The organism is Streptomyces sp. NPDC053069 (assembly GCF_044546895.1).
Taxonomy (GTDB): Bacteria; Actinomycetota; Actinomycetes; order Streptomycetales; family Streptomycetaceae; genus Streptomyces.
Genome location: NZ_JBITZN010000006.1, coordinates 1 through 22923, shown reverse-complemented (window position 1 = coordinate 22923; position 22923 = coordinate 1). Strand labels below are relative to the sequence as shown.

The window sequence follows — 22923 nt, the reverse complement described above, 5'->3', positions numbered from 1 at the left end:
AGCCGTATGTGTACAAAACCGAGGGGTGAAGTTTGACGTTCTGCACAGCGGTCGGCCGGGGGGCGGTGACGTATTCGGGCGGGTGCGGCCCCTGGGTCACCGGGGGCGCGGGCGGCAGGGGCGGGCGGCGGCGTCCGGTCGCGCGGGCAGAGCCCCGAGCCCACTCTGAGAACAGGGCATACCGACATCCGGCAACGCTCCGAAGCCGTCGCCGGAACCGCGACGGCCCTCTTGGCAAGCCCGCCCGGTGTTGGCACCTTGCCCAGGGACAGTGCGTCCCGCCCAGGAGTACCGGAGTACCCGGAGGAGCCGACATGCCCGCGAAGATCCTGATCGTCACCGGCGACGCGGCGGAGTCCCTGGAAGTCCTCTACCCGTACCAGCGTCTGCTTGAGGAAGGCTACGACGTCCATATCGCGGCCCCCTCCCGCAAGACGCTCCGCTTCGTCGTCCATGACTTCGAACCCGGCTACGACACGTACACCGAGAAGCCCGGCTACACCTGGCCCGCCGACCTGGCCTTCGCCGATGTGGACCCCGGCGAGTACGCGGCCGTCGTCATCCCCGGCGGCCGGGCCCCGGAGTATCTGCGCAACGACCCCGAACTCCGCAAGATCCTCAAGGCCTTCTTCGACTCCGACAAGCCGGTCGCCCAGATCTGCCACGGCCCGCTGCTCACCGCCGCGATCGACAGCCTGCGGGGCCGCCGGGTCACGGCGTACCCCGCACTCGAACCGGACATGCAGGCGGCCGGAGCAGGCTTCCAGGACACCGAGGCCGTGGTCGACGGCACCCTGGTGTCGTCCCGGGCCTGGCCGGACCACCCGGCCTGGATGCGGGAGTTCCTCAGGGTGCTGCGCTCGAAGGCGCCGGTGAGCTGAGCGACGGGACGGCGGCGGGTCTCGCCGTTGCGCTTGCGGTGAGCCGCCGGATGGCGGCCCGTCGTGGCTGGTCGCGCAGTTCCCCGCGCCCCTGGGGAACTGCAGCCGCCGCACCCCGTCCGCCAAGCCCCGCTAAGCCGCTATTCGCTCCGCTTCCTCCACCGCCTCGGCCAACGTGTCCACCACCGGCACCCCCGCCTCCTCCAGACTGGCCCGGCTGTGCGAGCCCCCGGTGTACAGCACGGCCCGAGCCCCGACACGCCCGGCCGCGACCGCGTCGTCCGCCGCATCCCCGATCACCACGGTCCGCGCAGGCTCCACCACTCCGCTCAGCGCCTCCAGATGCCGCACCATGTGCTCGGCCTTGCTGCCCCCGGACGGGCCCGTACGCCCGTCGACCCGCAGGAAGTGCGTCTCGATGCCGAAGCCCCGCACGAGGGGCACCAGCTCCTCGTGCACATACATGCTCAGCAGCGACTGGCTGCGCCCCGCCGACCGCCACCCCGCGAGCAGGTCCGCGGCCCCCTCGGTCAGACCGCACCGCACCCGGTGTTCGGCGTAGTACCGGTGGAAGACCCCGTCCATCAGCTCCCACTCGGCATCGGTCGGCAGCCGGCCGATCAGCCGCTCGTAGAACTTCGGCACCGGCACGCAGTACAGCGACCGGTACTGCTCCAGCGTGATCGGCGCGAGCCCCAACTCGGCGAAGGCCGCGTTCGTCGCCCCGATGATCGCGTCATTGTCATGGAACAGCGTGCCGTTCCAGTCCCAGACGATGTGCGCGCTTGCCTGCATCCCCATGCCAAAGACCGTACCCGCCCCCACTGACAACGACCTCTGCGAGCGGATACGACCAGGTCAGGCCCGTTCGACCAGGTTGGGGATCTCCTGCGTGGCGTACCACAGCAGCTCGTGGTCGTCCGCTCCGTCCACGACGAACTGCGCGTCGTCGTCCCCGCCGTCGGCCGCCGCCAGCGCCTCCGCCGCCGCGGCCACGTCCTGCTCCGCGTCATCGGCGTCGACATGGACCGCGGCCGCCTTGGCGAGCGGCACGGTCGCCGTCACGGTCACCTCGCCCAGAGCGGCCGGATCGAGCCCGCGGTCGGGGTCGACACCGGCGGCGCCGTCGGCCACGTCCACGGCGACCACCACCCGGCGCCGTACCGCACCCGGGTCCGCCGCGAGCAGCCGCAGCGAGGCCAGCGCGGCCCGGCTGAGCGCCGCGTACTCCAGCTCCTCGACGTCCTCGGAGAGATACCACTCGCGCAACGCGGGCGTCACCGCATACGCGGCGAAGGGGCCGGTCCCCAGCTCACCCGTTTTGTACGCCTCGGCGAGACGGGGGAGGGTCAGGGGGACGTAGACGCGCATGCTGGCCGCTCTTTCCTGCTCAAAGGCTCCGCTGGGGCCCCGGGAAGGCCGGCTGCCGCGTCTCCCGGAGGGCCTTCAGGATACGTGCGCCCGTCCCCTTTCGGGTCTGTGCCCACGCCCCGGAAGCCGTCGACTCCGCGCCGTGAATTCACCCGGAGCACCCGCCACATCTCCACCGTCGCCCCGTCCGGCATCCCCCGGATAGGTGAACCTCTCCGCCTCTCCCGAGCGCTCCCCGCCGCCCTTGCCACCCCGCTCCCGGTCCCCGTACAAGATCCCCACCAGCGAGTTACCGCCCGGTATCAACCGGGCCCGGCGAACGGGGACTTCATGAACAAGGTCATGAGCCGCACCGCGAACAAGGCGACGAGCCGCGTCTCCCAGCCCCGCCCGCGCCACCGCCCGCCCACCCGTCACGACACCCGCCGCCCGGCAGGAGCCCCGCCCAGGATCCCGCCCCACCGCCCGACGGCCCACCAGCCGGCCACCACCCCGCAACCAGCCCGGCCCCGCCCGACCACGAGTCCCGAGCCGGCACCGGCCCCGCTGCCCGATGCTCCGGAAACGGCCCGCACAACGCCCCGGAGGTCGGTACGGCAGCCCCGCCCCACCGACCTCTTCGCCGACCGCCTGCTGGCCGTCCTGAGCGGTCAACGGCCCGTGCACTGGATGCTCCGCCACACCGCGGGCCGCGCCTACGACGACCTGGTCCGCCTGGCCGAACGCGGCCCCCTGCGTACGCGAGGCTCCCGCCCCCAGGTCCACGACATCGGCTACTACGTCCCCCGCGACGGCGCCCTGGAGGTCTTCGCCCGCATCGCCGCCGGCGACCGGCTCCGCGCCCTGGCCTTCCGCCTGGAACTCGGCCAGGACCTCCGCTGGCGCTGCACAGCGGTGGAAACCGGCCCCCGCCCTTGACCGACCGCCCAGCCACAGGCACGGGGCACCGGGAAGCAGGCAACACGAAAGGGCCGGGCCCCGAAAAGGACCCGGCCCTTCAACGGCCGACGCGCCGCGGGCAACCGCGCCGCGGGCAGCCGCTACTTCTTACGACGCCGCCCGCCCTTGGCCTGCCGCCGCCGCTCGGCCCGGGTCAGCCCGTCCGACTCCGACCGCACCGGCTCGTCGTCCTCGAGGTCACGCTCCACGATGCCGCCCTCACCGTCCACGGTCGGCGCCGAGAAGTGCAGATCCCGCCGCTGCGGAACGTCCAGCCCCTTCGCGCGGATCTCCGGACGCGCCCCGGCCTGCGCCGGAACCGTGTCGTGGACACCCTCGCCGACCGGCTCGGCTTCCTCGACCGGGACCTCCTCGACCTGCTGCTCGACCTGGACCTCCAGGTTGAACAGGTAGCCGACGGACTCCTCCTTGATGCCGTCCATCATCGCGGTGAACATGTCGAAGCCCTCGCGCTGGTACTCGACCAGCGGGTCCTTCTGCGCCATCGCGCGCAGGCCGATGCCCTCCTGGAGGTAGTCCATCTCGTAGAGGTGCTCACGCCACTTGCGGTCGAGGACCGACAGCACGACCCGGCGCTCCAGCTCACGCATGATCTCGGAGCCGAGCTGGGCCTCCCGGGCCTCGTACTGCTCGTGGATGTCCTCCTTGATGGACTCGGAGATGAACTCCGCGGTGAGACCCGCCCGGTCGCCGGCGGCCTCCTCCAGCTCCTCGACGGTGACCTTCACCGGGTACAGCTGCCGGAAGGCTCCCCACAGCCGGTCCAGGTCCCAGTCCTCCGGGAACCCCTCGGCGGTCTCGGCGGCGACGTACGCGTCGATCGTGTCGTCCATGAAGTGCTGGACCTGCTCATGCAGGTCTTCGCCCTCCAGCACGCGCCGGCGCTCACCGTAGATGACCTCGCGCTGCCGGTTGAGCACCTCGTCGTACTTCAGAACGTTCTTACGGGTCTCGAAGTTCTGCTGCTCGACCTGCGACTGCGCGGACGCGATCGCGCGCGTGACCATCTTGTTCTCGATCGGCACGTCGTCCGGCACGTTGGCCATGGACATCACGCGCTCCACCATCTGGGCCTTGAACAGGCGCATCAGGTCGTCGCCGAGCGAGAGGTAGAAACGGGACTCGCCGGGGTCGCCCTGACGGCCGGAACGACCGCGCAGCTGGTTGTCGATGCGCCGCGACTCGTGCCGCTCGGTGCCCAGCACGTAGAGGCCGCCGAGCGCCTCGACCTCTTCCTTCTCCGCCTTGACGGCCTGTTCGGCCTTCTCCAGGGCGGCGGGCAGGGCGTGTGCCCACTCCTCGATGTGCTCCTCGGGGTCGAGGCCGCGCTGGCGCAGCTCGGCCTCGGCGAGGTCCTCGGGGTTGCCGCCGAGCTTGATGTCCGTACCACGGCCGGCCATGTTGGTGGCCACGGTCACCGCGCCCTTGCGGCCGGCCTGGGCGACGATCGACGCCTCACGCTCGTGGTGCTTGGCGTTGAGCACCTCGTGCTGGATGCCGCGCTTGGAGAGCTGCTGCGAGAGGTACTCCGACTTCTCGACGGACGTCGTGCCGACGAGGATCGGCTGGCCCTTCTCGTGTTTCTCGGCGATGTCGTCGACGACCGCCTCGAACTTGGCCACCTCGGTGCGGTAGATCAGGTCCGACTGGTCCTTGCGGATCATCGGCCTGTTGGTCGGGATCGGGACCACGCCGAGCTTGTAGATCTGGTGGAACTCGGCGGCCTCGGTCATCGCCGTACCGGTCATGCCGGAGAGCTTGTTGTAGAGGCGGAAGAAGTTCTGCAGGGTGATCGTGGCGAGCGTCTGGTTCTCGTCCTTGATGTCCACCCCTTCCTTCGCCTCGATCGCCTGGTGCATGCCCTCGTTGTAGCGGCGGCCGGCGAGGATACGGCCGGTGTGCTCGTCGACGATCATGACCTCGCCGTCGATGACGACGTAGTCCTTGTCGCGCTTGAAGAGCTCCTTGGCCTTGATGGCGTTGTTCAGGTAGCCCACGAGCGGGGTGTTCACCGACTCGTAGAGGTTGTCGATGCCCAGCCAGTCCTCGACCTTGGAGACACCGGACTCGTGGATGGCGACCGTGCGCTTCTTCTCGTCGACGTCGTAGTCGCCGGTCTCCTCGATGCCCTTGAGGGGGTTGCCCGCCTCGCCCTTCTTCAGGCGCGTGACGAGCTTGGCGAAGTCGCCGTACCACTTGGTGGCCTGGTCGGCCGGGCCGGAGATGATCAGCGGCGTACGGGCTTCGTCGACCAGGATGGAGTCGACCTCGTCGACGATCGCGAAGTTGTGGCCGCGCTGCACCAGCTCGTCCTTCGACCACGCCATGTTGTCGCGCAGGTAGTCGAAGCCGAACTCGTTGTTCGTGCCGTAGGTGATGTCGCACGCGTACTGCTCGCGGCGCTGGGCCGGCGTCATGTTGGCGAGGATGCAGCCGACGTTCAGGCCCAGGAACTTGTGGACGCGGCCCATCATCTCGGAGTCGCGCTCGGCCAGGTAGTCGTTGACCGTGACGATGTGGACGCCGTCTCCGGAGAGGGCGTTGAGATACGCGGGCAGCGTGCCGACGAGGGTCTTGCCCTCACCGGTCTTCATTTCGGCGACGTAGCCGAGGTGGAGGGCGGCGCCACCCATCAGCTGCACGTCGTAGTGGCGCTGGCCGAGGACGCGCTTGGCGGCCTCGCGCACGGTGGCGAACGCCTCGGGGAGCAGGTCGTCCAGGCTCTCACCATCTGCGTAGCGCTGCTTGTACTCCTCGGTGAGGGCTCGCAGCTCGGCGTCGGAGAGGTCGACGAAGTCCTCTTCGATGGAGTTGACCTGGTCCGCGATGCGGTGCAGCTTGCGCAGGATCTTGCCTTCGCCTGCACGCATGATCTTCGAGAGGACGGACACGGGGGTTTGTCTCCTTGCCGGTCGGGCCTGGGACGGTCGGTTTCCATTTGACGTACTGAGCAACGGCCATCGTATGCGAGGACCCGGCTGGGCCGGGAGGCCTGGCGGCCCGACGGCTGCTTCATCAAGGACAACGGACGGGCCACGGCGATAGTGCCGCATCGGCGGGAGGAATTGCGCGAACTGTGATCGCGTGCTCACGGATGGCGAAAACGGATGGCCCGACCGCGGGCGGCCGAGCACAATCGGCCGATGGACCCCGTCACACTCACCACGGACCGCCTGGTCCTGCGCACGGTAGGCCCGCACGACACGCAGGCGGTGTACGACGCCGTGCAGGACCCCGACATCCAGCGCTGGACCACCGTGCCGTCGCCGTATCTGCCCGAGCACGCGAGCGGCTTCACCGAGCAGCTCGTCCCCGACGGCTGGGCAGCGGGTTCGATGTTCACCTTCGGCGTCTTCCTCGCCGGCGGGGAACTCGCCGGCATGCTCAGTCTCACCATGCGCTCGCTCGGCGTGGCGGAGGTCGGCTTCTGGGCGGCCACGGAGCATCGCGGCCAGGGGTACGTCACCGAGGCCACGCTCACCGCCTGCCGGTGGATCTTCACCGAGGTCGGCGTCGACCGGGTCGAGTGGCGTGCCGAGGTCGGCAACCACACCTCCCGCGCGGTGGCCGAACGCGCGGGTTTCGCCATCGAGGGCACCCTGCGCTCCGCGGTCAACAACAAGGGCGTACGCCGGGACTGCTGGGTCGGTTCGCTGCTGCCCTCGGACCTGGGCCTGCCGTCCACGGCGCCGTACCTGCCCGCGCGCGTCTAGCGAAACCGCAGGTCAGCCAGGACTGTCAGTGGCACCCTCTATCGTCCGGGGCATGACGACCCTGCCGCGCCCGACCACCACTCTCACCGCGGACGACGCCCGCCGTATCGCCCTGCGGGCCCAGGGCTTCCTCGGCGCGCCCGACCGGCGGGCCGGAGTCCGCGGGGTGCTGCGCCATCTCGGCGCGGTCCAGCTCGACACGATCTCGGTCCTCGCCCGCTCCCATGAACTCGTGGCCTACGCCCGGCTCGGTGCGGTCGGCCGCAAGGCGGTCGAGGCCGCCTACTGGAAGGGCGCGTCCACGGGTGTGTCGCCGGCCCGCCCGCATGCCTTCGAGTACTGGTCGCACGCGGCGTGCATCCTGCCCATCGAGGAGTGGCCGCACTTCGCCTTCCGCCGCCGCGCCTACCGGGACCGCCCGCACTGGAACCACGAGCTGCCCGAGGGCGCCTACGACCAGGTCATCAAGCAACTGCGCGCGGAAGGCCCGCTGACCTCCACGGAACTGGGCGGCGCGAAGAAGACGAACGAGTGGTGGGACTGGTCCGGCACCAAGGTCGCCGTGGAGCGCGCGCTGATGTACGGCGAGGTGGTGTGCGTCGAGCGGCGCGGCTGGAAGCGGGTGTACGACCTCGCCGAGCGAGCCGTCCCGGAAGCGCTGCTGCACGACGAGCTGGACGACGGCGAGTGCCTGCGCCGCCTGGTCCGGCTGGCCGGTGAGTCCCTCGGCGTCGGCACGCGCGCGGACATCGCCGACTACCACCGCCTCAAGGGCGAGCAGGTCGACGCGGTCATCGCCGACTCGGGGCTGGTGCCGGTCGAGGTCGAGGGCTGGGGGAAGCCCGCCTGGGCGGACCCGGCGGCCCTGGCCACGGCGCCGCGCGGGCGTCACCGGACCACGCTGCTGTCGCCGTTCGACTCGCTGATCTGGGATCGGGCGCGCACGGAGCGCATCTTCGGCTTCACCCACCGCCTGGAGGCGTACGTGCCCAGGCCGAAGCGGGTCTACGGCTATTTCGCGATGCCGGTGCTCGCGGGCGGCAGGCTGGTCGGGCGGGTCGACCCGGCCCGTGAGGGCCGCACGCTGGTGGCCAAGCAGGTCACCCTGGACGGCCCGAAGGCGGTTCCGGCGGTCGCCCAGGCCCTGATCGAGGCCGCCACCTGGGTGAACTGCACGGACGTCCGGGTGGAGCGGGTGGACACGCCCGCCCTGCGCGAGCCCCTGACGAGGGAACTGGCCCGCATCCTCACCTAGCCGCGCCCGGCGCGCCCGGCGCGCCGCCGCTAGCGGATCTCGAGGATCTTCTCCCGCATCGCGTAGACCACGGCTTCCATCCTGGAGTGCAGCTGGAGCTTCTCCAGGATGTTGCGGACGTGGTTCTTCACGGTGTTCTCCGAGATGAACAGCTCCTTGGCGATGTCCCGGTTGTTCATCCCGGTGGCGACGAGCTTGAGGACCTCCAGCTCCCGATCGGTCAGCCGCGGCGCGGGCACCAGGCGGCGTTCGTCGGTGCGCTGGATCATCGACTTGAACTCGGTGAGGAGCTTGGACGCCATGGACGGGCTGATCTGCGACTGCCCGTCGGCCACCGCGCGAATGGCGGTCGCCACCTCGTCCGTGGAGATCTCCTTCAGGAGGTATCCGGTCGCGCCCGCCTTGATCGCGTCGTAGAGGTCGGCCTCCTCGTCGCTGATCGTCAACATGATGATCTTCGCGCTGGGTGCGACCTCCTTGATGGAGGTGCAGGCCTCGATCCCGCCGCGCTTGGGCATGCGGACGTCCATCAGCACGATGTCGGGCAGCAGGTCGGCGGCCTTGTCCACGGCCTCGGCGCCGTCGCCGGCCTCGCCGACGACCTGGATGTCCTCCTCGGCCGCGAGCACGATCTCCAGGCCGCGCCGGAAGAGGGCGTGATCGTCCACGACCAGGACTCTGATCGGCTCCGCGCGTACGGCGCCCGCGTCCGGCCGCATGCCGATGACACCGTCGTCGCCATCCTCGTCCCGCATCGGTCCGAAGGTGTCCGCCATCGTTCCTCCCCCTGAGGCTGTGGCCCGTGGTCCTGTGCCATCGCCAACCCAAGGCAGCGGCCCACCGGTTGGGCCGGTCCGGTCATGATTTCATGCCCGGGCGACACGGAGGTGACGTGCGGGGCGTGAAGTGGTCGCACACAGGTGCCCCTGGGGGCGCACACGCGCTTCCAGGGGCACTGGACCGGCGTGGGCCGGACGTCAGCCGCCCAGCGTGCCACCTGCCGCGGGGGCCTGCGCCTCGGCGACCATCGGATCCGTGCTGAGGTGGATCACGCCGTAGTCGTAGGCGTGCCGCCGGTAGACGACGCTCGGTTCCTTCGTCTCCGCGTCGACGAACAAGTAGAAGTCGTGGCCGACCAGCTCCATCTCGTAGAGGGCCTGGTCGAGGCTCATCGGGGAGGCGACGTGGGTCTTCTCGCGGACGACGAGAGGGCCGTCACCCTTGACCTCCAGCGAGCCGATCTTCTTCGTCGGCACTCCCTCCGTCTCTTCCTCCGAGACGGCAAGGCCGGTGCCGTTCAGCGTCGCCGCGCCCGGGACGTGGTCGGCCACCTCGGCCGCCGAGATCCGGCGTGCGCCTCGGCGCGAGAAACGCTTGTCGTGCTGCTTGCGCAGCCGGGCATCCAGTTTCTCCGCCGCCAGGTCGAGTGCCGCATAGGGATCGCTGGCCGCTGCCTCCGCCCGGATCACCGGACCGCGGGAGCGGAGCGTGATCTCCACTCGATCGCAACGGTCGGCCTGTCGGGGGTTCGGCTCCTTGGACACCTCGACGTCGAGGCTGATCACCTTGGCATCGAGCCTCTGGATCTTCTCCAGCTTCAGCTTCTCGGCCACGTGCTTGCGGAACCGCTCGGGCACCTCGGTCTTGCGGCCCTTGACGACGATGTCCACGCAGAACTCCGTTCCCGGATCACTCCGCTCGGTCGGCGGAGCATCTCCCTTTCGCACCAGGTCCGGTGAGCACCGGACCTCGGACTCGGTGACTTCCACCTCCTCCTCCCCCATGGGCGAGATCTCCACCCCACCGCCACGGGTGATTGCGGAAAACCCGTGGCACGGCATTCCGATATGAGAGGTGTGGCCTGCGCCTTTCCTCACAACCGAACATATCTCGCCCGGACGGATGTCGTCACCCTCTACTCCGGCGTACCTCCGTTCAGGTGAATTACCCCTCTCCCTGCCTGCAACGACGCAAGTCGGCGATCAGTTCCTGTTTATTTCGAAAGAATCCCGCGGAGCGGCGATCACGGCCGCACGGAGCGCATGCCCGACGGTGTTCGGTGACGGCTTTTCCGGTGCACCATGCACCCACTTCTCGCGCTCCGTCCGTGCTCCGGTCCGCTGTTCATCCCTTCCTTCCCGAGTTACGGCCCCGTACACGGCTGTTCTCACTCGACTTCGCTCCTCTGCCACGTCTCGCAGGGCCCGTGCCGCCTCCGCGAGGCTGGCGCCCGTCGTGATCAGGTCGTCCACGAGCACGACGTGTCCCGCCCCGAGCAACGGGCCGCCGCCCGCCGTCACCTCCAGCGCGCCCGCCAGGTTCGCAAGGCGCCGCCGTGCGTCGAGCCCGGCCTGGTCCGCCACCGGCCGCCGCTGGCGCAGCACGGCGGCCACCCTGGCCGGCGTCCCGCTGCGCCGCAGCTCCCCGGCCGCCGCGAGCGCCATCCGCCGCACCGGATCATGCCCACGCGCCCGAACGGCCCACCGGGCGGAGGGCACGGGGACGAGCAGCACGGTCCCGGACCCCCTTTCACCCGCATCAGCACCGCACCCGCCGAGCCCCGCAAGCACAGCCCCCGCCAGAGCGGCGCCCAGCTCTCCCGTGAGGGCCAGCGCGCCCCGCTCCTTGTGGGCGAGGAGAAGCGTGCGCACCTCCTCCGCGTACGGAGCCGCCGCATGCACCACCGGCAGTCCGGCCGGCTCCGGTACCGGCCGCACCCGCCGCGGCGCGCGACCGCACAGCGCGGCCCGGCAGCGCGGGCAGAGCACCGTACGAGGTGCCCCGCAGCCCGCGCAGTCGGCCGGCAGCACCAGGTCGGTGAGGTCTCGCCACCACCCCCGCATGTCCACCACTGTGCCAACACCGAAGCCGTCCGGCCACTCCTGTGGACAACACCCTGTGGACAACCCGGAGAACCGCACACCGCCCGTCACCCGCACGGGGGAACGGGCGGTGCGTGGCGCGATGCTCAGCCCGGATAGACCGGTGCCGACCCGTCCTTGTCCACCTTCTGCCACTGCGCCCCGGACGGCAGCCGCACGATCCCGTCGTCCTCCGAGTAGGCCACCAGCGGCACCCGCTCGTCCTCGGACGCGGCGATCGACTTCACGCCGGTGAGCGCGCCCGGCGCCGGACCGTCGAGCGTGGAGCCGTCGACCTGGACGTACCGCATCTGCAGCACCCCGCCCTGCTCCCGGCCGACGACGAGCAGCCTGCTGTCCCCGGCCCACGACAGGGCGCTGACCTGCTCCAAGTCCGGTGCGGCCGAGCGCAGTTCGACGACCGACGTACCCTGCCCGGTCCCGTCGTCGCGCTGGACCCGGCCGATGAGCAGGGACCGCTTGTCGCCCTTCTTCACGACGAGCGCGATCCGCACCCCGTCGGCGGCGACCCGCGCATCCAGGATCGTCCCGGACAGGTCCGGGACCGCGACATCCTGCGGTTTGGCGACGCCCTGTGCCATGACGTACAGCCGTCGGCGGTGCGGGTCACGGTCGGCCACCCACAGGTCGCCCCGGGCGTCCCAGCTCGGTGTCGTCAGCCGGTCGGCCGGTGTCGCACCCTGGCTGGTCACCAGCGCGTCCCCGAGCGAACCGCCCGACGCCAGCGACGTCACGTACAACGACCTGCCCTGGTCTCCGACACCGGCCGCGGTGTGCTCGTCCCGCGACACGGCCACCGAATCGAGCGCCTTGCCGCCCTCGCCCAGCGGACCCGGTACCGGAACGGCGTTGGTGCTCGTGCTTCCCGTCGGTATGCGCACCAGTCGGTGCTTGCCGTCGAGGAAGTACAGGTTCTCGGGGCTCTTGGCCGACCCCCGCCATGCGACGGCCTCGGCACGCTCCTCGCTCAGATCGCACAGCCGGTGCCCGCCGGCGCCCTGCAGCTCCACGGACTCCAGCGTCGGCGCCAGGTTCCGCAGCGTGAACAGCACCTGCGTCGCCATCTCGGTGCACTTGCGCGGCGCGACCTGGGACGCCTGGAGGTTCAGCGGCACGGTCAGCCTGTTCTGGTCGTCCGGCGCCAGCCCCGACGCGTCCTTCTGCAGGGCCGCACCGGTCGGGAAGCTGGACCTGACGACCGGCCGGAGCCAGCGGGTGGGACCGCCGATCAGCGAGCGGACCATCTGCGTCATCGGGTCCACCTTGCTGCGCACGAACACCGGGTCGGCGACCGCCACCGGCTGCCCCGTCGACCCGACCGCGGTGTCGGAGGCGAAGTAGTACTTGTCGACGGACGTGTAGTTGCGCTGGAAGTCCGACTTGCCCATGACGACACCGTCGGGCAGCCCGTCGATCCTCCACTGGCCGTCCTTGGGGCTCCGCGTGAGGTGGACCTTCTTGCGGTAGGCGCCGCCGGCCGGCTCGTACGCCAGCTGGGCATCCACCGTCGCGACCCTGCTGCCCGCCAGCACACAGGTGACGGTACTGGTCGGCTCCGCGCCCGCCCGGCAGTCCGGCTCGATGCTCGGGCCGCCCGCGAGGACCGTCGTCGACCGCTCCGGCCGCCAGCTGCGCGCCGCATCGGACGACAGATACTTGCGGGCCGTGTCGTAGTCCGGGTCGTCGCTGGTCAGTGCCTCCAGGAAGCCCTGCATGATCTCGGCGGGCCCGGCGCCCTCGGCCGGCGGCATGGCGAACACCCGGACCCGGGTGTCCTGCCGCGGTGTGGACTCCACGTTCCGCAGGTCCCCGCTGTCGGGCATCGAGGCGCACCCGGCCAGCAGTACGGCCCCCAAGGCGGCGTACGCCACCGCGCGCCCAGGCCTGGGCCGGGCGCCCCCCTTGCGGTCAGCGCCCACGAAATGCCTCCCCTGGCTCGGTCGAGTCCTCCACCTGGGCCGAATCGGGCCGGGTCGCGCCCGTTTCGGGTGCCGGAGGTGTGGCGGACTTGCCGTCCGCGGGCTGCGGGCCGCCGGCGGGCCGGGACACCACGCGCGCGCCGTTGCCGTTGCCGGGCAGCGCGGCCGGGTCGGCAGCGACCAGCCGGGGCGCGATGGGGGCGCGCGGCGGCAGCGCGGGCGCCTGGGCGCCACCGTGCTGCACCGGGACGGTCGCCCGCTTCTCCTCGGCCCCTCCGGGCAGCCCCGCTTCGTCGAGGCCGCGGTTGCGGCGCGAGTCCTTGGGCTCCAGCGGTATCGGCGAGCCCCGCAGCGGCTCGTCCGCGGTCCGGGGCAGCGTCAGCCGGAACTGGGAGCCGCCGCCCGGCTCGCCCCAGGCCTGCAGCCAGCCGCCGTGCAACCGCGCGTCCTCCAGGGCGATCGACAGCCCGAGGCCCGTACCGCCGGTGGTACGCGCGCGTGCCGGGTCCGCGCGCCAGAAGCGGCTGAAGACACGCGTCGCCTCACCGGGCTTGAGTCCCACGCCGTAGTCGCGCACCGCGACGGCGACCGCGCCGCCGGCCGCGGCGAGCTTGACGACGACGTCCTTGCCCTCGCCGTGCTCGACGGCGTTGACGACGAGGTTGCGCAGCACGCGCTCCACCCGGCGGGCGTCGGCCTCGGCGACGACGGGCTGCTGGTCGCCGACCACGCGTATGTGCGTGCCCTTGCGCTCGGCGAGCGGCTCGGCGCCGCTGACCACACGCCGGACGACGTCCCTGAGGTCTATCGGCTCGGCCTCCAGCGCCGCCGCCCCCGCGTCGAAGCGGCTGATCTCCAGCAGGTCCGCGAGCAGTGACTCGAACCGGTCCAGCTGGTCGGCGAGCAGCTCGGCCGACCGCGCGGTCACCGGGTCGAAGTCCTCGCGCGCCTCATGGATGACGTCGGCGGCCATGCGCACCGTGGTCAGCGGAGTCCGCAGCTCGTGCGAGACGTCCGACACGAACCGGCGCTGCATCCGCGACAGGTCCTCCAGCTGCTGGATCTTCACCTGGAGGTTCTGCGCCATCTTGTTGAAGGCCTCGCCCAGGCGCGCGATGTCGTCCTCGCCGGTGACCTTCATCCGCTCCTGCAGCCGCCCGGCGGACAGCCGCTCCGCGATCCCGGCCGCCATCCGCACCGGCGTGACGACCTGCCGCACCACCAGCCAGGCGATGGCACCGAGCAGCACGACGACGAACAGCCCGGCGGTCGCGAGCGTGCCCTTGACCAGGCTCAGCGACTTCTCCTCCTGGGTGAGCGGGAAGAGGTAGTACAGCTCGTACGGCCGCCCGTTGGGGTCGTTGACCTGCTTGCCGATGACCAGCGCCGGCTGCGACTCCTTGCCGTTGGAGTACACGATCCGGGTGTAGCTCTGGGCGGCGGTCATATTGCCGTTGACCTTCTCGCGCAGGTCCGCGGGCACGCTGGAGGTCGGATTGACGTTCCCGGAACCGCGCGGGCTGCGCCCACCGCCGCTGTCGTCGCCCACGGGCAGCGTGACGACGTCGAAGGCGCCCGCGCCGCCGCTGGACAACGACTCGACGAGGTCACTCATCCACTGGATGACGTTCTGCGACTGCCGGCCGTCCACGGTGGCGGTGCCGTCGGCGGTGCCGCTCCCGGCGGCCGCGCCGGCGCCGGCACCGGTAGCGGCGCCGCTGGCCGCCTCGTCGGCCCTCTGCTTGGCCACCGCGAAGCCGCCCGTGGCCTGGCTCTGCGAGGCCTTCACCTTCGCGTCCAGCAGGCCGTTGCGGACCTGCCCGATCACGACGAAGCCGAGCAGCAGGACCACGCCCAGCGACATCACCAGCGTCGTGGCGACGACCCGCAGCTGGATGTTGCGCCGCCACAGCCGCATCACCGGCAGCAGCGGACGGCGCACCCAGCGCAGGAACAGCCTGATGACCGGGCTGCCGTGGACCCCGCCCTCGAGCAGCCCACCCTCGAAAAGACCCCTGAACCGGGCACCCGCCGTCCGGCCGACAGACCGCCCCGGACGGGCCCCGGACCGGCCGGGGGCCGAAGCGGCGCTGTCCCCGGACATGTCAGCTCGGCCCGGCCTTGTAACCGACACCACGGACGGTCACCACGATCTCCGGCCGCTCCGGGTCCTTCTCGACCTTGGAACGCAGCCGCTGGACGTGCACGTTCACGAGCCGCGTGTCGGCAGCGTGCCGGTAGCCCCACACCTGCTCGAGCAGCACCTCACGCGTGAACACCTGCCACGGCTTACGGGCGAGTGCGACCAGCAGGTCGAACTCCAGCGGGGTCAGGGCGATCGACTGCCCGTCCCGCTTCACCGAGTGCCCGGCCACGTCGATGACCAGGTCACCGATGGTCAGCTGCTCCGGCGCCGGTTCCTCCGACCGCCGCAGCCGCGCCCGGATCCGGGCGACCAGCTCCTTCGGCTTGAACGGCTTGACGATGTAGTCGTCGGCGCCCGACTCCAGGCCCACGACCACGTCGACGGTGTCGCTCTTCGCCGTGAGCATCACGATCGGCACCCCGGACTCCGCCCGGATCAGCCGGCACACCTCGATGCCGTCCCGCCCGGGCAGCATCAGGTCGAGCAGCACCAGATCGGGCTTGGTCTCCCGGAAAGCAGCCAGCGCCTTGTCGCCGTCGGCTACGAAAGACGGCTCAAAACCTTCACCACGCAGCACGATCCCGAGCATCTCGGCCAGTGCGGTGTCGTCGTCGACGACAAGGACTCGTCCCTTCATAAACGACATCATCCCATTAGCTAATCGTTACCTGGCGTGACCTGGCACACAGCTCCGCAAGAGCCTCGGCCGTCACGGGTGAAACGGCTCCCTCCTCGGTGACGATGGCCGTCACCAGCTCGGGCGGCGTCACGTCGAACGCCGGGTTGTACGCCTGGGTCCCCAGGGGTGCCACCGGAATCCCGCCTCCTGCTCCTGTCACCGGCACCTGGGGTGCTGTGACCTCCGTCACTTCGAAGCCGGGTCGCTGCTCGACCTCGATGGACGCCCCGTCAGGGGTGTCCGGATCGACCGTCGTCACCGGCGCCACCACGATGAACGGCACATGGTGGTACCTCGCCAGCACAGCGAGCGGATAGCTCCCCACCTTGTTCGCCACCGAACCGTCGGCCGCGATCCGGTCCGCCCCTATCAGCACCGCGTCCACCTCACCCGCCGCGAACAGGGACCCCGCCGCGTTGTCGGTGAGCAAGGTGTACGCCATGCCGCTGCGGGCCGCTTCGTACGCCGTCAGGCGAGCACCTTGCAGCAACGGACGCGTTTCGTCCACCCACAGCCGCCGCAGCCGCCCCTCGCGATGCGCCGCCAGGGCCACCGCGAAGGCCGTGCCCTCGCCGCCCGACACCAGCGAACCGGAGTTGCAGTGGGTGAGGATCCGGTGCCCGCCGCCGGGCAGCAACTCGTCCAGGAGCGCCAGACCGTGCGCCGCCATCCGGGTGCTGGCCTCGGCGTCCTCCCGGTGCAGCGCCCGCGCCGCGGCCAGCGCCGCCGCGGCCGCCTCCGTGGGATCCCCGGTCCTGGCCAGCGCCGCCTGATGTGCGGCCCGGGCCCGGCGCACGCCGACGGACAGGTTCACCGCGGTGGGCCGGGCGCCCTCGAGCGCCCCTGCCGCCTCGGCCACGTCGAAGCCGCGCGCGGCGGCGAGCGCGACACCGTACGCGCCCGCGATCCCCAGCAGCGGCGCACCGCGCACGGAGAGCGAACGGATCGCCTCCACCAGCGCCGGCGCGTCCGTGCACACCAGCTCGACCTCCTCGGCCGGCAGCCGCGTCTGGTCGAGAAGGACCAGCACAGGGCCTTCGGGTGGTTCCTCCCATCGGATCGCAGGTATCTCGGTCGGCCGCTTGTCCCCGTCGGTTCGCGCCTGCTGATCAGCCATGCGGTCAGTCTGCCCCGGATCCGGCGGACAATTGAAGGGATCCAGCGCCCACCGCGGCCCATCCCCCGGTGACCACCCCATGGCACGATGTCTGCCAACCTGCCGCCGCGACCGCGGACGGGCACCGAGAAGGAGCTTCGATGACAGACACTCCGGGCTGGGCCTCGCCCGGATCCGCCCCGTCGTCCGAGGGACGGGAACCCGGCGCGTCCCGTCCCGCCGAGCCTGCAGACCGCCCCGGCGACACCCCACCCGCACCGCAGGCGGACGGGAACGCGCAGAGCCCGGGCGTGAAGTGGTCCACGGAGCAGCCGCCCCCCGGCCAGTGGTCCGCGCCCACCGGTGCCCCCAGCCCGAACCAGACCCCTCCGCCCCCTCCGCCCGGTCCGGGCTGGGGCGGCCGGCCGCCCATGGGCCCGGGGCCCGGCGGCCACGGAGGCGGCTACGCAGGCCCTCCGCCCGGCTACGGCGGTTACGGCACCCCCGGCGGCTACGGAGCCTGGGGCGGCGGCTGGGGCGGCCCCCCGCCCGCTGCCAAGCCCGGTGTCATCCCGCTGCGTCCGCTCGGCGTCGGCGAGATCCTCGACGGCGCCGTCTCCACCATGCGCACCTACTGGCGCACGGTGCTCGGCGTCTCGCTCGGGGTCGCTCTGGTCACGACAACCGCCCTCGTCCTCATGCAGGGCTTCGTCCTGAACGACGCCCTCGCCCAGGTGCAACTGGGCAGCCGTGACGCCAACCCCGACGACGTGTTTCGTGCCCTGCCCGACGTCATGGCCGGCACCGGCATCGTCGCTGTGATCTCCACGATCGCCGTGATCATCGCGACCGCCCTGCTCACGACCATCACCAGCCGCGCCGTCCTCGGCAGGCCGGTCGCCCTCGGCGAGGCCTGGCGCGACGCCCGCCCGCAACTCCCGAGGCTGTTCGGCCTGATCCTCCTGCTGGGACTGATCGTCGTCGGAGTCATGTGCGCCGGGACGCTGCCCGGCATCCTCGTCATGTTCGCCGGCGACGACGTGGTCGCAGGGGCGGGCCTGCTGTTCCTGGGCCTCCTCGGAGCCACCGTCGTCACGACGTGGCTGGTGATCCGATTCTGTCTGTCGACTCCCGCCCTGATGCTGGAACGGCAGAGCATCGTGAAGGCCATGAGCCGCTCCGCGAAGCTGGTACGCGGCTCCTGGTGGCGCACATTCGGCATCCTGTTGCTCACCGGACTCATCGTCCGGATCGTGCAAGCGCTCATCGCCATCCCCTTCACCGTCGTCGGAGCCGCCGTGAGCGGCGACGGCATCAACAACCTGCTCGGCACCGGCGGCGGACACCCCGGCTGGACGGCCCTGGTCATCCAGGGAATCGGCACCCTGATCGGCAGCGCACTCACCCTGCCGATCAGTGCCGGCGTCACCGTGCTCCTCTACATCGACCAGCGCATCCGCCGCGAGGCCCTCGACCTCGAACTGGCCCGTGCCGCCGGCGTCCAGGCCTCCGCCACCGGCTCGCCCGGTCCCCTCCCGGGGAGCTGATGCGGTGAGCCTCACGGGGGGAGTACTCACGGCGGCGGCCTCGTCCCGCGCCGCTGAAACGGTCGTACGAGGCCTGCTGCGCGCTGCCGACACGACCGTCCGCGCAGCAGGCGGCTCGGGAGACGAGCCGCCCGTGACCATCCCGCGTGATCCCGCGCGGGATGCGGCCCGCCGCGAGCTGTCCAAGCGGATGTACCACGAGAACGACCCCGGACTGTTCCAGCGCGCACTGAACGCGTTCTGGCACTGGCTCGACCGGCTGCTCAACTCGGCCGCCTCCGCGACACCCGGCGGCACGGTCGGCCTGATCGTCGTCGTCCTGTTCGTCGTCGCCGTCCTGGCCGCCCTGTGGTGGCGCCTCGGCACCCCCCGCCGGCAACCCGGCTCCGCCGCCGTCCTGTTCGACGACCGCCCCCGCAGCGCCGCCGAACACCGCGCGGCCAGCGAGGCGCACGCCGCCCAGGGCCACTGGAACCAGGCCGTGCAGGAACGCATGCGGGCCATCGTCCGCTCCCTGGAGGAGCGGACACTCCTCGACGCCCGTCCCGGCCGCACCGCCGACGAAGCAGCCCACGAAGCCGGCCGTACCCTGCCCGCGCACACGGACCGGCTGCGCGCTGCTGCCCGCGAGTTCGACGACGTGACATACGGCGGACGCACGGCCGGTGAGCAGTCGTACCTCCGCATCGCCGAACTCGACCGCGACCTGGAACGCACCAGGCCCGCCCTCGCCCACAGCACCGCCGGCACGGCCCCCAGCACCGACCAGGGGGCCGCCGAGTGACCGCCGAGGCCACGCTGCCGACGACCTCCACCGCGCCCACCGCCCGCCAGGTCTGGACGCGCGCACGAGGCATCGCCCTCGCCGTCGTGCTGATCCTGGCCGGGGCCGTCGCCATGGCGGCCGTACGCTCCACCGCCCGGCACGGCGAACTCGACCCGCGCTCCGCCGACCCCTACGGCAGCCGCGCCGTCGCCCGGCTCCTTTCCGACCGAGGCGTCTCCACGCGTGTGGTCACCACGCTCGGCGCGGCACGCGCCGCCGCCGGCCCCGACACCACCCTCCTGGTCGCCGTGCCCGACCTGCTGACCCCGCGTCAGCAGGACCAGCTGCACAAGGCCACCGCGGCCTCCGGCGGGCGCACCGTCCTCGTCGCGGCCGGCAGCCCGTCCGTGCAGCGACTGGTTCCAGGAGTGACAGCGGACCCCGCCACCAGCACCGGCACGACACTCGCTCCCGACTGCGCCCTGCCCGAAGCCCGGCGCGCGGGCAGCGCCGACACCGGCGGGATCCGCTACACCACCACCCACCTCGACGCCGACTCCTGCTACTTCAGCGCACGCCTCGCCACCCTGCTCCGCATCCCCGAGGCATCCGCGGGCGGTGACACCGTCGTGCTCGGCGCGCCAGACATCCTCTACAACGACCGCCTCGACAAGCAGGGCAACGCCTCGCTCGCCCTCCAACTCCTCGGCTCCCGCCCGCATCTGGTCTGGTACCTCCCCTCGCTCTCCGACGCCTCGGCCACCGACACCGGCGACCGGAAGGACTTCCTCGACCTGCTCCCCTCGGGCTGGCTCTGGGGCACCCTGCAACTGTTCGTCGCAGCGGTCCTCGCCGCCTTCTGGCGGGCCCGCCGTTTCGGTCCCCTCGTGCCCGAACGACTCCCCGTCGCAATCCGCGCCTCCGAGACCGCCGAAGGCCGCGCCCGCCTCTATCGCAAGGCCAACGCCCGCGACCGCGCCGCCGCCGCACTTCGCTCCCGCACCCGCATCCGCCTCGCCCCCCTCGTCGGCGTCCCCGTCACCCAGGCACACACGCCCGAGGCCCTGCTCCCCGCTCTGTCCGCCCACCTCTCCGGCGACGGACAGGCCCTGCACTCACTCCTCTTCGGACCGCCGCCCGGCGACGACGCGGCCCTCATCGCACTGACCGACCAACTCGACGCCCTCGAAAGAGAGGTACGCCGTTCATGATGGACCCGACCACTGACAACGCCGGGAACACCGGGGACACGGGCACCGCCCGCGCATCCCTGGAAGCCCTGCGCGCCGAGATCGCCAAAGCCGTGGTCGGCCAGGACCCCGCCGTGACCGGCCTCGTCGTCGCCCTCCTCTGCCGCGGACACGTTCTCCTTGAAGGAGTCCCCGGAGTCGCCAAAACGTTGCTCGTCCGCGCCCTCGCATCCGCCCTCGAACTCGACACCAAACGCGTCCAGTTCACACCGGACCTGATGCCGAGCGACGTCACCGGCTCCCTCGTCTACGACACCCGCACCGCCGAGTTCTCCTTCCAGGAAGGCCCGGTCTTCACCAACCTCCTTCTCGCGGACGAGATCAACCGCACTCCACCCAAGACCCAGTCCTCCCTCCTCGAAGCCATGGAGGAACGGCAGGTCACGGTCGACGGCACCCCCCGCCCGCTCCCCGAACCATTCCTGGTCGCCGCGACACAGAACCCGGTCGAGTACGAGGGCACCTACCCCCTCCCCGAAGCCCAACTGGACCGGTTCCTCCTCAAACTGACGGTCCCTCTGCCCTCCCGGCAGGAGGAGATCGACGTCCTGACCCGCCACGCCTCCGGCTTCAACCCACGCGACCTGCGCGCCGCCGGCGTACGCCCCGTCGCCGGCCCCGCCGAGCTGGAAGCCGCCCGCGCCGCCGTCGCCAAGACGACCGTGTCCCCAGAGATCACCGCCTACGTCGTGGACATCTGCCGCGCCACCCGCGAGTCGCCCTCCCTCACCCTCGGCGTCTCCCCCCGCGGTGCCACCGCCCTCCTGGCCACCTCGCGCGCCTGGGCCTGGCTGACGGGCCGCGACTACGTCATCCCCGACGACGTCAAAGCCCTCGCCCTGCCCACGCTGCGCCACCGCGTCCAGCTGCGCCCCGAGGCGGAGATGGAAGGCGTGACAGCAGACTCCGTCATCAACGCCATCCTCGCCCACGTCCCGGTCCCCCGCTGATGGCCCTCACCGGACGCGCCGCCCTCCTCGCGGCCCTCGGCTCCATCCCCGTCGGCATCCTCGAACCCGGCTGGACGGGGATCCTCGCGGTCAACGGCCCACTGGCCCTCGCCTGCGCCTGCGACTACGCACTCGCCGCCCCCGTACGACGGCTCGTCCTGTCCCGTTCCGGTGACACCTCCACCCGTCTCGGCGAGACCGCCGACGTCACGCTCACGATCACCAACCCCTCCCGGCGCCTGCTGCGGGCACAGTTGCGGGACGCCTGGCCGCCCAGCAGTTGGCAGCCCGGCACCGAGACCGAGGCCTCCCGCCACCGTCTGACCGTCCCGCCGGGCGAACGCAGGCGCGTGACGACCAGACTGCGGCCGACCCGTCGCGGCGACCGCCAGGCCGACCGCGTGACGATCCGCTCCTACGGCCCCCTCGGACTGTTCTCCCGCCAAGGCGCCCACAAACTGCCCTGGTCGGTACGAGTTCTGCCCCCGTTCACCAGCCGAAAGCACCTCCCGTCGAAACTCGCCCGATTGCGTGAACTCGACGGCCGCACCAGCGTTCTGACACGCGGTGAGGGAACGGAGTTCGACAGCCTGCGCGAGTACGTGCCCGGAGACGACACCCGCTCGATCGACTGGCGAGCCACCGCCCGCCAGTCCGCCGTCGCCGTCCGCACGTGGCGCCCGGAAAGGGACCGGCACATCCTGCTCGTCCTGGACACCGGCCGCACTTCGGCCGGCCGTGTGGGCGACGCCCCGCGCCTCGACGCCTCCATGGACGCCGCGCTCCTCCTCGCGGCACTGGCCTCCCGAGCCGGCGACCGCGTGGCTCTTCTGGCGTACGACCGCCGTGTACGGGCCCTGGTCCAGGGCCGCTCAGCGGGAGACGTACTGCCAGGCCTGGTGAACGCGATGGCGCCACTGGAACCGGAGCTCGTCGAGACCGACGCCCGCGGGCTCACCGCGGCGGCTCTGCGCACGGCACCTCGCCGTTCCCTGATCGTGCTGCTCACGACGCTCGACGCGGCCCCGGTGGAACAGGGGCTGCTCCCCGTACTCCCGCAGCTCGCACAGCGGCACACCCTCCTGGTCGCCTCGGTGGCCGACCCGTACATCGCACGCATGGCTGAGGCCCGAGGAAACGCGGAGGCGGTGTACGAGGCCGCGGCAGCGGCTCAGGCACAGAGCGAACGTCAGCGCACCGCGGAGCAGCTACGACGGCACGGGGTGACGGTCGTGGACGCGACACCGGAGGAGCTGGCGCCGGCTCTGGCGGACGCGTATCTGTCTCTGAAGGCGGCGGGCCGGCTCTGATGACTGATCGCTCCGGCTATGCCGCCCTTCGGGGATGCATCAGTATGCGTTCTGAACGCAGAAAACCCCCGCACCGTGTGGTGCGGGGGTTTTCTCAAAATTTGTTCGGCGGCGTCCTACTCTCCCACAGGGTCCCCCCTGCAGTACCATCGGCGCTGTGAGGCTTAGCTTCCGGGTTCGGAATGTAACCGGGCGTTT

The 22923-nt window shown here is 71.4% G+C and carries 19 protein-coding genes and 1 rRNA gene; 9 read left to right on the top strand and 11 right to left on the bottom strand.

The genetic code is table 11. The features are described 5' to 3' along the window. Positions 1 to 314 precede the first annotated feature (314 nt). Complete coding sequence (locus ACIGXP_RS15260) at positions 315 to 881, top strand: DJ-1/PfpI family protein (protein WP_363213847.1); 567 nt, start codon at positions 315 to 317, stop codon at positions 879 to 881. A 132-nt stretch (positions 882 to 1013) separates the two neighbouring features. Here the strand turns inward: ACIGXP_RS15260 and ACIGXP_RS15255 are convergent, their stop codons facing one another. Further along, the gene (locus ACIGXP_RS15255; protein ID WP_363213846.1) at positions 1014 to 1682 is read right to left on the bottom strand and encodes an HAD family hydrolase; all 669 of its coding nucleotides are present in this window, start codon (positions 1680 to 1682) and stop codon (positions 1014 to 1016) included. Between the two features lie 57 nt (positions 1683 to 1739). Next, positions 1740 to 2252 carry a DUF6912 family protein gene (locus ACIGXP_RS15250; protein ID WP_363213845.1) on the bottom strand — a complete coding sequence of 171 codons (513 nt, stop codon included), beginning with the start codon at positions 2250 to 2252 and terminating at the stop codon, positions 1740 to 1742. Positions 2253 to 2582: 330 nt separating this feature from the next. Between ACIGXP_RS15250 and ACIGXP_RS15245 the strand changes: the two genes are divergently transcribed. After that, complete coding sequence (locus ACIGXP_RS15245) at positions 2583 to 3170, top strand: Rv3235 family protein (RefSeq protein WP_399768483.1); 588 nt, start codon at positions 2583 to 2585, stop codon at positions 3168 to 3170. A 122-nt stretch (positions 3171 to 3292) separates the two neighbouring features. On the opposite strand, the gene secA is transcribed toward ACIGXP_RS15245, so the two are convergent. Continuing rightward, the gene (gene secA, locus ACIGXP_RS15240) at positions 3293 to 6103 is read right to left on the bottom strand and encodes a preprotein translocase subunit SecA (RefSeq protein WP_363213842.1); all 2811 of its coding nucleotides are present in this window, start codon (positions 6101 to 6103) and stop codon (positions 3293 to 3295) included. Between the two features lie 252 nt (positions 6104 to 6355). Between secA and ACIGXP_RS15235 the strand changes: the two genes are divergently transcribed. Both ACIGXP_RS15235 and ACIGXP_RS15230 read left to right on the top strand, forming a co-directional pair. After that, positions 6356 to 6925 (top strand): GNAT family N-acetyltransferase, encoded by a 570-nt coding sequence (locus tag ACIGXP_RS15235; protein ID WP_399768481.1) that lies wholly within the window; start codon positions 6356 to 6358, stop codon positions 6923 to 6925. 52 nt (positions 6926 to 6977) lie between these two features. Beyond that, on the top strand, positions 6978 to 8180 hold the full coding sequence (locus tag ACIGXP_RS15230) for a winged helix-turn-helix domain-containing protein (protein WP_399768479.1): 1203 nt from the start codon (positions 6978 to 6980) through the stop codon (positions 8178 to 8180). A 29-nt stretch (positions 8181 to 8209) separates the two neighbouring features. Here the strand turns inward: ACIGXP_RS15230 and ACIGXP_RS15225 are convergent, their stop codons facing one another. From ACIGXP_RS15225 to mtnA, 7 genes are all read right to left on the bottom strand, one after another. Continuing rightward, a complete protein-coding gene (locus ACIGXP_RS15225) occupies positions 8210 to 8956 on the bottom strand; it encodes a response regulator transcription factor (RefSeq protein ID WP_363213839.1) in 747 nt (248 codons plus the stop codon). Positions 8957 to 9157: 201 nt separating this feature from the next. Then, the gene (hpf, locus tag ACIGXP_RS15220) at positions 9158 to 9850 is read right to left on the bottom strand and encodes a ribosome hibernation-promoting factor, HPF/YfiA family (protein ID WP_399768476.1); all 693 of its coding nucleotides are present in this window, start codon (positions 9848 to 9850) and stop codon (positions 9158 to 9160) included. Positions 9851 to 10162: 312 nt separating this feature from the next. Then, positions 10163 to 11023, bottom strand: coding sequence for a ComF family protein (locus tag ACIGXP_RS15215; RefSeq protein ID WP_399768474.1), 861 nt, complete (start codon positions 11021 to 11023; stop codon positions 10163 to 10165). Positions 11024 to 11148: 125 nt separating this feature from the next. After that, positions 11149 to 12981 carry an LpqB family beta-propeller domain-containing protein gene (locus ACIGXP_RS15210; protein WP_399768472.1) on the bottom strand — a complete coding sequence of 611 codons (1833 nt, stop codon included), beginning with the start codon at positions 12979 to 12981 and terminating at the stop codon, positions 11149 to 11151. Beyond that, positions 12971 to 15085, bottom strand: coding sequence for an MtrAB system histidine kinase MtrB (gene mtrB / locus ACIGXP_RS15205; protein ID WP_399768470.1), 2115 nt, complete (start codon positions 15083 to 15085; stop codon positions 12971 to 12973). The genes ACIGXP_RS15210 and mtrB overlap by 11 nt, the downstream gene beginning before the upstream one ends. Position 15086: 1 nt before the next feature. Continuing rightward, positions 15087 to 15776 carry a two-component system response regulator MtrA gene (mtrA, locus tag ACIGXP_RS15200; protein ID WP_191870552.1) on the bottom strand — a complete coding sequence of 230 codons (690 nt, stop codon included), beginning with the start codon at positions 15774 to 15776 and terminating at the stop codon, positions 15087 to 15089. Between the two features lie 4 nt (positions 15777 to 15780). Further along, positions 15781 to 16923 (bottom strand): S-methyl-5-thioribose-1-phosphate isomerase, encoded by a 1143-nt coding sequence (gene mtnA, locus ACIGXP_RS15195; RefSeq protein WP_399768467.1) that lies wholly within the window; start codon positions 16921 to 16923, stop codon positions 15781 to 15783. A gap of 140 nt (positions 16924 to 17063) precedes the next feature. Here mtnA and ACIGXP_RS15190 point away from each other — a divergent pair, with 140 nt between their 5' ends. Genes ACIGXP_RS15190 through ACIGXP_RS15170 form a run of 5 tightly spaced genes read left to right on the top strand, consistent with a single transcriptional unit; the run spans position 17064 to position 22725 of the window. Next, the gene (locus ACIGXP_RS15190) at positions 17064 to 18449 is read left to right on the top strand and encodes a glycerophosphoryl diester phosphodiesterase membrane domain-containing protein (protein ID WP_399768465.1); all 1386 of its coding nucleotides are present in this window, start codon (positions 17064 to 17066) and stop codon (positions 18447 to 18449) included. A gap of 4 nt (positions 18450 to 18453) precedes the next feature. After that, the gene (locus tag ACIGXP_RS15185) at positions 18454 to 19233 is read left to right on the top strand and encodes a DUF4129 domain-containing protein (protein ID WP_399768463.1); all 780 of its coding nucleotides are present in this window, start codon (positions 18454 to 18456) and stop codon (positions 19231 to 19233) included. Then, the gene (locus ACIGXP_RS15180) at positions 19230 to 20426 is read left to right on the top strand and encodes a DUF4350 domain-containing protein (protein ID WP_399768461.1); all 1197 of its coding nucleotides are present in this window, start codon (positions 19230 to 19232) and stop codon (positions 20424 to 20426) included. Before ACIGXP_RS15185 ends, ACIGXP_RS15180 begins: the two co-directional genes overlap by 4 nt. Further along, positions 20426 to 21415 (top strand): AAA family ATPase, encoded by a 990-nt coding sequence (locus tag ACIGXP_RS15175; RefSeq protein ID WP_399769080.1) that lies wholly within the window; start codon positions 20426 to 20428, stop codon positions 21413 to 21415. Before ACIGXP_RS15180 ends, ACIGXP_RS15175 begins: the two co-directional genes overlap by 1 nt. Next, complete coding sequence (locus ACIGXP_RS15170; protein WP_399768459.1) at positions 21415 to 22725, top strand: DUF58 domain-containing protein; 1311 nt, start codon at positions 21415 to 21417, stop codon at positions 22723 to 22725. The genes ACIGXP_RS15175 and ACIGXP_RS15170 overlap by 1 nt, the downstream gene beginning before the upstream one ends. A gap of 103 nt (positions 22726 to 22828) precedes the next feature. Here ACIGXP_RS15170 and rrf read toward each other — a convergent pair. Next, a 5S ribosomal RNA gene (rrf, locus tag ACIGXP_RS15165) occupies positions 22829 to 22923 on the bottom strand; the annotation flags it as partial.